Raw genomic sequence first — 11,099 nt, 5'->3', positions numbered from 1 at the left:
GAACCGGGCTTCGGCCCACCGGGGGCGGGCCGCTCCTGGCGTGTTTTTCGACGTCCCGGGGCCTTCTGGCTGATAGAAGCGTCAGGCGCGGATCCGGCGCCGATCCGAAAATGGCCCCTTCGGGTAAACGGTGGCTGAATTCTTCCGGGAAATGATCGGAATCTTCACGAACCATCCATGTGCGAAGTGGTCATATAGCTCGCGACAGATGCAACGTCTGTCGCTGATCTCTCCCTTCCCCTGGAGTGATCCCGGAACGTAAGGCTTCTCCCCGAGCCCCGTTCCACCGAGCCCCGCCGGCCCCCCCTGCCTGCGGGGCTTTTTATTGGGCGGGAATCGGGAATGGGGAGACGGGAATGGTATGAAGCCAGACGCCATCAGGCTTCGGTCCGCCGCTTCCGAGCCAGCTCTTACGATTCCCGACTCCCCATTCCCGATTCCCGGCTCTTCAGTCCGTCTCCCGCCGCCAATTCAGCGAGCCGCGGTTCTCGAGGGTGCTGGACTCGATCTCGATGTCGAAGCCGCGGCTGAGCAGGTATTTCAGGGTCAGCACCTGGCCGGTGCCGAGCAGGGACACGCCGAAACCGACGTACAGCCGCGGCGACAGCTGCTTGCCGACGCCGAGCACGCTGCCGCCGAGCGCGCGCGAGTGGCTGACGCCGGCGTCGTCCAGGCCGATGCTGGCGCCGAGCTGCGAGGCCAGCAGCCCGCCGCCGGCCGACAGCGCCGCCGAGGCCGCGTCGAGCTGACGGCTCTCGTCGCCGGTCACGCTGGACAGCGAGCGGCCCAGCGCCAGGTAGGCCAGGGCCTCGGACTGGTCGCGGGACGGATCGGTCCAGACATTGGCCTGCGGCGCCGAGGCGCGACCGGTGACGTCGATCCCGGCGGTCAGCTCCTCTGCCTCGATCCGGCGCTCGGCGCGGATGTCGAGTACCGGGTCGGAGATGATGTCGTTGCTCCAGACCAGGTTGCCGCGGGTGATGCGCAGTTCCTGGCCGTAGGCCTTGTAGCGGCCGCCGACCTGCAGCGTGCCGCTGCCGCGCATCTCGCGCCCGGGCGTCTGCCGCACCCGCAGTTCGCCGCCGAGCGTGCCCTCGAGACCGAAGCCGTTGAGCACGACGTCCTCGCCCATCGCCAGCGTCAGGTCGAGCTGCAGCACGGTCGGCGGGCCGTCGTTGGGGTCGGCCGGGTCGAGCACCACCACGTCGGGCGAGGCCGACACGCCGTCGTCCAGCCGCTCCAGGTCGATCCGCGCCTCGGGCACCGTGACCGTGCCGGTGACCGCCAGCGGCCGGCCGGCGCCGTAGCGCACGGTCAGGTCGGGATTGGCGATCGCGCGCAGGTCGCGGGTGTCGGAGACCAGCAGGTTCTCGCCGCGCAGGGCGAGTTCGAGCGGCGTCGCCGCGGCGTCGCCCCAGCCGAGCGTGCCGTCGATGTTCAGCGTGCCTGGGCCGGAACGCACGCTGCCGGCGATCCGGGCGCTGCCGTCGGCCAGCGCGTCCAGGCGCACGTTGCCCTCGGTCAGTGCGATCGCCAGCGAGGGGATCTCGGTGCCGAAATCGCTCAGCTGCGCTTGTCCGGCCAGCTGCGGTTCGGCGCGGGTGCCGCCCAGCGTGACCTGGCCCGCAAGCCGCCCCTGCGGCTCGACGATGTCCGGCGAGAACAGCTCCAGCCAGGTCAGCTCGTCGATGTCGACGTTGATCTGGCCCGCCAGCGCCGAATAGGCATCCCAGCCGGTGCGCACCTCGGCGCGCACGCGGCCGCGTTCGTCGATCACCGTCGACAGCGTGCCGGTGATCGCCTGTGGATCGAACTCGGCATCGAGCTGCAGCGCGCCGTAGCTGATCACGTCGCGCCGCGCGCGCTCGCTGAAGCGCAGGCCGCCCTCGTCCGAGCGCACGCTGACGTTGCCGCTGTAGGCATTGCCGGCCGGGCGCACGCGCGCATCGAGTGCGATCTCGCCACGCAGCTGCCACGGGCGGCCGTCGTCGCGCTCGGGCAGGTACGGCTCGGCCAGCGCCAGTGGCAGCTGCCGGCCAGTGGCGGTCAGGCCGTTGCGCGGCCAGTCGGCTTCGACGCAGAGCGAGCCGCCGCCGTCGCTGCCGAAGCAGGACTCGGACACCCGCCAGTTGGCGCCGTCCTGGGCGAAGCGGGCCGGGCCCTGCAGGGTCCAGGCGGCGCCGCGTGTCGGCGCCAGCCGCAGCGATTCCAGCACGCCCCGCCAGCCGCCGCCGCGCTGCTCGGCGCTGCCGGTCAGGTCGAGCGCGCCGATCTCGCCGCGCACGCTGGCGCTCGCGCGCAGCGATTCGATCGCACCGCTGGCCTGCACCGACACCGTGTCCAGCGCGACGCCCGCGTTGACGCCGCTGGCATCGATGTCGAGCTGGCCCTCGCGGCCGCGCTGCCACGGCAGGCGGCCACGGATGGCGGCCTGCTCGGCGCCGTAGGCGCCCCAGGCCAGGCCGCTGCCGTCGAGGTCGACGTCGATATCGGGCGCGGTGCGTGCACCGGTCAATCGCAGCTGCCCGTCGAGCCGGCCGCGCGCGTCCGGCAGGAAGTCGTCGAGCTGCAGCGGCGCCAGTTCGGCGTCGATGTCGAGGGTGTCGGTGACGCTGCCGCGGGCGTCGACGCGGCTGTCGCCGAGCGACAACGCGATCTCGCCCTCGTAGTGGCTGGGCGCGTCCTCAGCGGCATCGGCGGCCGGGCCGCGCATGGCGAAGCGGCCGCGGCCCGCCAGTGCGCGACCGCGCAGGCGACCATCGAACTCTTCGGCATCGACGGCGATGTCGAGGCCGCCGTCGTTGCGAGTGGTGCCGCGGGTCGCCAGGCGTCCGTTCACCGCGCCGTCCCAGTCGGGCACGAAATAGCCGGGATCGAAGCCATCGAGCGTCGCATCGATGTTCCAGCCCAGCGCCGGCGCCCAGGCGACCTCGCCCTGGCCGTCGAGGGTGCCGCTGGGCATCGTCGCGCGCAGGGTGCGCAGGGTCATGCGCTCGCCGTCGCCGCGGCCGTCCAGCTCGACCGTCGCGCTCTCGCCGTCGCGGGCCAGGGTGGCCTTGCCGATCGCCGCCCAGGCGGCCATGCGCCCGGCGACGCCGAAGTCGGCATCGGCGGTGACCGGCACGCCGGGGGTGCCGTCCGCGGCCGCGGCGCCGCCCCAGCGCAGCTCGCGCGCCGTCACCGCGAACTTGCCGGTGGGATCGGCGCTGTCGCGGAAATCGGCGCGCCCGCGCAGGGTCACGGTGCCGTCGAACAGCGCCAGCGCCAGCGGTTCGGCTTCGATCACTTGGTCCTGCAGCCGCAGCACCGAGGGCAGCAGTTCGGCGGCGAAGTCGCCCTGCGCGAATCGCCCCTGCAGTTTCGCCTCGCCGCCGACGCCGTCGGCGGCGAGTTCGAACGCGATCGGCATGCCGGGCTCGCCACTGCCGGCCAACAGGCCGGGGTCAAGCGCCTCGGCGTCGGCACGCAGCCGCCAGCCGGGGTTGTCGCGGCCACGCAGGGTGAGCACCGCGCGCGCCGGGGCCGGCGCATGGCCGGAGATCGCCACGTCCAGCCGCGTCACGTCGCCGCGCGCGACCAGGCCGATGCGCGGCCGGGTGCGGCCGGCCGGCGCCGGCAGCACCGCCGTGCCGGTCAGGTCCATGCGGTAGTCGGCGCGCGGTGCGTATTCGCCGTGCAGGGTGAAGCGGCCGCGGTCGCTGTCGGCCTGCAGCCGCTCGACGCGCAGGCGACCGTCGCGCGCGTCTAGCCCGCCGCGCAGGCTGTGGATGTCGATCAGCGGACCTTCCGCGCCAATCACGCGGAAGTCGTCGACGACGATCGCATCGGCCTGCAGCGCCAGCGGCAGCGGCCCGATCTGCGGCAGCGACTCGGGCCAGCGCGGCAGTTCGACCGGCGCGTCGCCGGACGGCGGCAGGGTCAGCACCGCGTCCTCGATCACCAGCGTGTCCAGCCGCAGCAGGCGGCCGAGCAGCGGGCGGATGTCGGGGTCGATGGTGACGCGTGCGGCCGCGAACGTCAGCGTCCGGGGATCGGTGCACTGGCCGTACGGTACCGGCTCGCCGTCGCGGTCGGGACAGCTTTTCATCGTGAAGCGCACGTCGTGCATGGTCAGCGGGCCCGAGGCCGGCCCTTCCGCCTCGCGCCATTCCAGGGCGGTGCCGGCCGGCAGCCGCGCCACCACCTGCGCCAGCAGGAAATCGCGGCCGCCCAGGGTCATCAGCAGCCAGTAGGCCAGCAGGCCCGCCGCCAGCAGCAGCACGCCCAGGCCGATCGCCGAGCGCAGCGCCAGCCAGCGCAGTCGCGCACGCCGGCGCGCGCGCAGTTCGGCGATGCGCGCTTCGCGCTCTTCGGGCGTGAGGTCCGGATCGAGCCGGCGGCGGCGCAGGATCGGGGCCATCAGAACGTTGAGCCGATGTCGAGATGCAGGGTGAACGGCGAGTCGGGATCGTCGAGGCCGCGGGCGATGTCGAAACGCAGCGGGCCCACCGGCGAACGCCAGCGCACGCCGATGCCGACGCCGGTGTGGAAGTCCGGCCTGTCGTCGAAGGCGCTGCCGCTGTCGACGAAACCAGCGACGCCGAAGCTGTTTTCGAAGTAGTGCTCGAACTCGACGCTGCCGGTGGTGACGTTCTTGGCGCCGACCGCGAAATCGCCCAGCCGCGGGCCGACCTCGCGCCAGTCGTAGCCGCGGATGCTGCGATCGCCGCCGGCGTAGAAGCGCAGGCTCGGCGGCATGTCGACCAGCGCGTCGGTATAGGTGTGGCCGAGTTCGCCGCGCACGATCAGCCGGTTGCGCTCGCCGATGCCGCGGTACCAGCTGGCGCGGGCGTGGATCTGCGCGAACGACGCGTCCGAGCCCACGCCCTCGACGCCGCCGCGCAGCACGATGTTGCCGCCGATGCCGCGGGTCGGGAAGATGCGATCGTCGACATTGACGTACTCGGCGCGCAGCGATGGATAGCTGAAGGTGGCGTAGCGGTAGTCCGGCTCCACGTCGGGCGCGTCGCCGTTTTCCTCCACGTAGGCCCAGCGCTCGCGCAGCACGTGCATCGAGGCGATCAGGTTGAGGTGCTGGTTGTACTGGCCGCTGCGGCTGCCGACCAGTTCCACGCGCCGGGTGTCGATGTAGTCGGTCTGTTCGTCGGCGGCCTGCAGGCTCACGGTGTACCAGCCGTCGAGCCAGGCGAAGGCGGGGATGCGGTACTGCAGGGTGAGGGTCTTGCGGCGCTGCGCGTAGTCCAGCTGCCACAGCGCCTTGTGGCCGCGGCGGTTGACGTAGCGGCGTTCCTCGCCCAGGCGGATGCCGGCGCCGCTGTCGGTGCCGTAGCTGACGCCCGCGGTCTGCACCTTGCGCTTGGCCGGCGAGAGCGTGACATCGACCGGCACCTGGCGGTCGGCGCCGGCGTTCTCCGGTTGCGGGCTGATGTCGATGCGGCTGAAGTAGTCCAGCCGCATCAGCGAGGTGCGCAGGCGATCCAGGCGGCCCTGGTGGTAGTACTCGCCTTCGTTCCAGTAGATGAGTTTTTCCAGCAGGTCGTCGTTGACGATCGATTCCGGCTCCTGCGTGAAGGTGATCGTCCCCATGTCGTAGCGCTCGCCGCTGGTCCAGACCAGCTCGATGTCCGCGGCCTGCTCGGCGCGCGTCACCGCCACCCGGCGGGCGCTGAAGTCGGCGTCGAAATAGCCGCGTTCGGCCAGGCGCCGGCTGATCCGCGCCTTGCTCGCCTCGTACACGGCGTGATCGAACACCGCCCCGGGCGACGGCGCGAACGCGCCCAGGTCCCGGCGCAGGTAACGGTCGTCGCTGCCGGCGCCGATGATGGCGATATCGCTGTTGCGCACCCGCACCGGCTCGCCCGGGTCGACGGTGACGGTCACCGACACCGCGCCCCCGCCGCGCTGGGGTTCCACCTGGATGTCCGGCGAGTAGTAGCCGAACGGCTCCAGCGCCTCGCGGGTCTGATCCTCGACCTCGCGGATCATGTAGCCCAGGCGCCGGCCGGGCACGTCCTTGCCGATGGCGTCGACCAGCGACAGCGACACCCGCACGTTCTCGGTCATGGCCTCGTCGAGGCCGCGGATCTCGACCTCGCCCACCTCTACGGCCTGTGCCGTGCCGCTGCCGAACAAAAACAGCCCCGACAACAACAGCGCCGGCAGACGCGGGGTCTGGGCGGGTGGAAAACGGGAACAGGCAGGCATGCGGCGAGCATACCGGGCCGCCATCAAATCTTCCTTAACATGGTCTGGCAAATCGCGATCAGCGAAGCGGTCGACGACGTGCCGCATTCGTGGAGGTGCTGCGCACATGTTCTGCCGCGCCGCGTGCGGCAGGAGACGAGGCGGCCTCACCGGCCAGGGACGTGATCGTCCCTGGCCGGTCCGGCGTCATGCCGATGGAAGTGGAATCAGGTGCGCTGGAATTCGATACCGCAGTTCTTGCTGGCCGAGGCGGCTTCAAGGGCTTCCATCTCGCCCTTCAGGGCAGCCAGGTTGGTCGCCGAGGATGCATTGTGCCCGTGGGCGAAGAACAGCGCCGGCCAGAACACGACCAGCCCGGCAGCGGTGATGCCCTGATCCTGGCGGCGATGCTTGCGCTCGAGATTGGCGGCGTCGTGGGCCTTGTTCGAAACCGTCACCGACTCCGCGGCGATCTGATCGCAGGACAGGTTGTTGTAGACCGCCTGCGACGCGTACGTCGGCTTGACGTTCTCGGGTTTCGGTGCGCAGGCCGCCAAGGCAACGCTCGCAACCACGGCAAGACACGAGAGGGTTTTCATCAGCATCAACTCCTTTGTGAGGGATATACCCACTCCCTGCATCGGAAAAACCCGGCCGCACAGGACACCGACGGCAAGCGCACATGGTTCACCGGGCTCCATCCCGGCACATCAGCGCTCGTCGACCATCACCCGCAAGACCAGCACCGTGCGGTCCGGGCGGACGATCCGCACCGGCACCGCGCCGTGTGCACCCGCGGGGATCCGCAAGCGGAAACGCATGTCTTCCCCGACCTCCAGCGTCTGGCCCGCGGCTTCGACCCGCGAGCCGGCCGGTGCACGCCCTTCGATGATGCTGCCGGCCCGTGCACGGTCCGGCAGCCCGACCTGGCTCCCGGGAACGGTAATCCCCGGCTGGCGGACACGCTCCCTGGTGCGCTCGTCCGGCCGGGACGGCGGCGCGGACGTGGCCGGAGCCGGCGGCGGCAGGCTGCAGGCGATGCCGGCGATCAGGAGCAGGCCGGCGCCGGCAACACGTGTGATGCGCATCACCTCTCCCGGACCGTCGTGCAGGCCGGCATCATCTGCTGCAACCGCGGGCGTGGGGTCGGGGAAACGGTTGGGCCGCATCTCGCCGGCCAACGCGGACAGCGTTTCGACGCCGGCCCTGAATCCGGCAATTTCATCTCCAGATGCCGCGATCATCAGGTCCTGGATCACCAGGATCCGGGCCAACGGCCAACTCACCGTCTCATCCCGATGATTCTCGTACTCACACGGCGGTTCGTTCCGCAGCACAGCCTCTACGTCGGAGGGGGCGGGAAGATCGAAGTATCGAACCTGGAAGTCGACCGCGTCCGTCGGGACGCCGTCGATCCGGCATCGATATGCCGCAATTGCAACCCATCCGGTCATACGTTCCCGCGCAACCTAGAACCTCGCGGAGAAACGGACGTTGACGCCGTGTTCCCTGGCGTCGCTGGCATGCTGGCCGCTGTAGCCGAACTCCAGCATCGTGTGCGCGCTGGTGCGGGCCGCGAATCCGGCTTCGGCCACCACCGCATTCTTCTCCACCGGCACGCCGCGGACGCCGAACGCGTCGCTGCCGTCGAACGCCAGCCAGGTCTCCGGCGTGCGGTGGCCGCCGACGCGCTGATAGCCCAGCATGCCGCGCAGGCTCAGCCAGGTCTGTTCCTGGCCGCTCGCGTTGAGATGGATGGCGAAGCGTGCACCCAAGGTGCCGACGTTGACGCGGTTGGCGACCCGTGGGCCGTGCAGCGCCGCGGAACCACCGGCCTCGTCGATCGCATCGTGATGGACGCGGATGTTGGCGTACTGCAGGAACGGCTCGGCCTCCCAGCGTTCCCGGCCGAAGCGGTAGCCGGCCTCGATCACCGCCTGGCGTGTGCGGCCGTCGAACGTCGCCGATGCGCGCTCGTCGAAGCCGGCAAAGACGATCCGGCGCTCGGTGTCGATGTCGTGGTGGGCCTGGATCCACGCCGCGCGCACGCCGAAGCCACCCCAGTGGCCGCCGCCGTAGACGCCGAACAGGCGGTTGTCGGCATGGCCGCGGTCGCCGAGGCCGCGCACATCGAAGTCGGTGCGGCCGGTGCCGATCATCGCGCCGGCCTGCCAGCCCGCGGCGAAGCGATGGTCGTAGCCGAGCAGCAGATCGCGGGTGCTGTGGTCGATGCGGTGGGCGTTGCCGTCGCCGTCGATGTGGCCGCCGCCGCGGTGGGCGTCGACCCACAACCCGTGGCCGCGGTCCTCGCGGCCCTGCATCGCGAAGCCATCGGCGCCGCTGCCCGCGCGCGCCATCACTGCGGCGCGTGGTGCGCGGCTGCTCTCCACCAGCACCGAGCGCAGGCTCGGGTACAGCTCGCCGGACAGCTGGTCGAAGGCGGCGACCGCTTGTTCGCCGTTGAGGTAGACCAGCGACTGCAACAAGGAGTCGCTGTCCGACAGGCCGTCCAGCGCGGTGGCGGTGGAGGTCTGGTTCCAGGTGGCGGCTACCGAGGCGAACGACGCACCGCGGCTCACGTCCAGATCCACCGCGAACGGCGAATAGGCCAGATCGAAGGACAGGAACGGCACGTCCCAGGCCGAGGTGTCGAGGCCGGCAAAGCTGCCGTCGACGCCGCCGTCGGCAGACAGGATGCGATAGCGCTGGCCGAGCACGGACTCGCCCGGCATCGCGGCCGCGGCCACGCTGCCGCCCTGCAGGTCCGCGCCGCCGCCGACCGCGATGCGATCGGAAGCGTCGGCCGACAGATCGACCCTGTAGACCGAGCCGGCGGCCTGGGTGTAGTCGCCGTTGAAGGTCAGCGCGCCGATCCCGCGCCCGAACCCGTCGCCGGGGGCGATGGTGCCGACGATGGTGGCGTCGCCGAGGGCGCCATCGCCGCCAAGCCCGCCGGCCACCCACGTGCTGCCGCCGCTGACGGTGCCCGCGATCAGGGCGAATCCGTTTTCGAACACCTGCAGCGCGCTGCCCTGCAGGCTGCCGTTGAGGATGAGGTTGCCGCCAACGACCTCGACATCGCCGGTCAAGGCGTTATCGCCGTCGAGCTCCAGAATGCCCGCACGCACCGAGGCGCCGGCGAAGCTGTTGTCGCCGGACAGGCGCAACCAGCCCGCGCCATCCTTGAACAGGCGGCCGGGACCGCCGATGTCGTTGGTCCAGTCGTCCCAGGCGTCGCCTTCCCAGACCTTTGCGCCGCCGGCGGCCTGGTCCATGTCGACCACGGTGTCGTAGCGCAGCATGCCCGGGCCCTCGATCGCCTTTTCCAGGTCGAGCAGGCCCCAGCCGTAGATCTCGTCTACGCCCGCTGCGCCCAGATCGGCAGCGGTGGTGAACATCACGTCACGCACCTGGGTGGCGGTGAGATAGGGAAAGCGCTCGAACAGCAGGCCTAGCGCCCCGGTTACGTGCGGGGTGGCCATCGAGGTGCCGTCCATGTCCTTGTAGAGCGGTTCGTGCTCCGTGGGAAGCATGTCGGTCAGCGCCGTGGCAAAGGCGTTCGGCTGGGTGAAGTCGATCCCGACCAATGCGTAGAGGTCCTGCAGCTGCTTCAGCTGCTCCGGGGTCGCTTCGCTGATGAGCGCCTGGCGGACGTTCTCCAGGACTTCCGCCGCGGTCTCGCCTTCGCTCTGGCGCCGCTTGGCCTCGGCCAGCAGGAAAGCGACGAGGTTGAGCCGGCTTTCACTGTCGTCGTACGGGTCGAAGCCGGTACTGGTGATGCCGCTCCCGGGCGCAGCGATGCACCAGTCCCTGGCTTCACCGCAAATGCTGGAAAAGCCGCTGCGCTCCAGGTCGCTGGTGACGGAAACCACCGAAACCCAGTGGCTTTCCAGCGCAGGAATGAAGGCCGGCAGGCTGGGTTCGACATCGGCATGGGTGAGCGTGCTCTCGTTCCCGCTGTTGCCGGCCGCAAACACGAACAGGACGCCATGGTCGCGCACGGCACGCACGGCGGCATCATGCATGGGCTGATCCTGCCTCCTGACATCTTCGTATGTCTGGGCGATGGCTTCGAACCCGCTGCCCAGGTCCGCAGTACGTCCCCAGCTGTTGCTGATCACGCGCACGCCCTGCTCCGCCATCTGGTCGAAGCCGTCGGCGACCAGCCTGGGGTCGAACGGGTCTGCCGACCATTCGCCTGGCAACAATGCAAGCACCTCGTCCTTGTCCAGGAGCGGCAGCTGTCGGTCCGGAGGGAGCTGCTTGTTCTGTTCCTCCAGGTACTTGTTGATCTCTCCGAGGATGCCGTAGTTGTCTTCGGTGCCTTCGCCCACCAGCTCGATGGTTCTGTCCAGCGCATAGCCGGATGCGACGAACAGGTTCGTGCCGAACGCCACGCCATGCATGCCAAAGCCATCGCGGCTGGCCGCGATGGTGCCGGCGGTGTGGGTGCCATGATCGCCGAACACCAGGCGGCCGATGCCGCCGTCGGCCTTCCACGGCGTGGAGTCCTGGAATTCGACGCTCGACAGAATCGGGTGCAGGCGCCCGGAACCGGCGAATTCCGGATGATCGGCCATGGCCCCGGTATCCAGGATGCCCAGCCTGGCGCCCGCGCCGGTCAGTCCACGCGCATAGGCATGGTGCGCGTTGACGGCGGCCAGACCCCAGTCCGCCTTGAACTCGTCAGTGACCCAGCTGTCCGGATCGCCGATCGCGCCCGGCTCCTGATAGTCCTGCGCGGCAGCGGTGGCGCTGACGCCGAGCAGCAGCGCGCAGGCCACGGCGTGCGAAAGCGAGGAGCGGGCGGGGCGAGGCGTGGAACCGGCAGCGGTCCTCCTTCTGGAAGCCGGACGCATGAGATCTCCTTGGCGGTTGGCATTTCGTGAGCGGGTAGGGAGGTGCGGCCACGCGCG

At 70.4% G+C, this 11,099-nt stretch carries 5 protein-coding genes; all 5 read right to left on the bottom strand.

What is annotated here, in order from left to right:
- Positions 1 to 448 precede the first annotated feature (448 nt).
- A complete protein-coding gene (locus FXO19_RS12370) occupies positions 449 to 4,399 on the bottom strand; it encodes a translocation/assembly module TamB domain-containing protein (protein ID WP_149195409.1) in 3,951 nt (1,316 codons plus the stop codon).
- Positions 4,399 to 6,204: an autotransporter assembly complex protein TamA gene (locus FXO19_RS12365; RefSeq protein WP_149195408.1), complete on the bottom strand. Its 1,806-nt coding sequence runs from the start codon at positions 6,202 to 6,204 to the stop codon at positions 4,399 to 4,401. The genes FXO19_RS12370 and FXO19_RS12365 overlap by 1 nt, the downstream gene beginning before the upstream one ends.
- 206 nt (positions 6,205 to 6,410) lie before the next feature.
- A complete protein-coding gene (locus FXO19_RS12360; RefSeq protein ID WP_223115497.1) occupies positions 6,411 to 6,782 on the bottom strand; it encodes a hypothetical protein in 372 nt (123 codons plus the stop codon).
- Between the two features lie 111 nt (positions 6,783 to 6,893).
- The gene (locus tag FXO19_RS12355; RefSeq protein ID WP_149195406.1) at positions 6,894 to 7,637 is read right to left on the bottom strand and encodes a hypothetical protein; all 744 of its coding nucleotides are present in this window, start codon (positions 7,635 to 7,637) and stop codon (positions 6,894 to 6,896) included.
- Between the two features lie 15 nt (positions 7,638 to 7,652).
- Positions 7,653 to 10,967, bottom strand: a complete 3,315-nt coding sequence (locus FXO19_RS12350; RefSeq protein ID WP_255516396.1) for a S8 family serine peptidase — start codon at positions 10,965 to 10,967, stop codon at positions 7,653 to 7,655.
- Positions 10,968 to 11,099: the final 132 nt, after the last annotated feature.

It is taken from the genome of Luteimonas suaedae (genome assembly GCF_008312895.1).
Lineage (GTDB): Bacteria > Pseudomonadota > Gammaproteobacteria > Xanthomonadales > Xanthomonadaceae > Luteimonas > Luteimonas suaedae.
Note: the sequence above shows the minus strand (reverse complement) of the source record. Positions and strands in the feature narration are given on the sequence as shown.

Excerpts from the sequence above, each read along its gene's own strand:
- FXO19_RS12370 (WP_149195409.1), bottom strand. The coding sequence starts at position 4,399 with ATGGCCCCGATCCTGCGCCGCCGCCGGCTCGATCCGGACCTCACGCCC.
- FXO19_RS12365 (WP_149195408.1), bottom strand. The coding sequence starts at position 6,204 with ATGCCTGCCTGTTCCCGTTTTCCACCCGCCCAGACCCCGCGTCTGCCG.
- FXO19_RS12360 (WP_223115497.1), bottom strand. The coding sequence starts at position 6,782 with ATGAAAACCCTCTCGTGTCTTGCCGTGGTTGCGAGCGTTGCCTTGGCG.
- FXO19_RS12355 (WP_149195406.1), bottom strand. The coding sequence starts at position 7,637 with ATGACCGGATGGGTTGCAATTGCGGCATATCGATGCCGGATCGACGGC.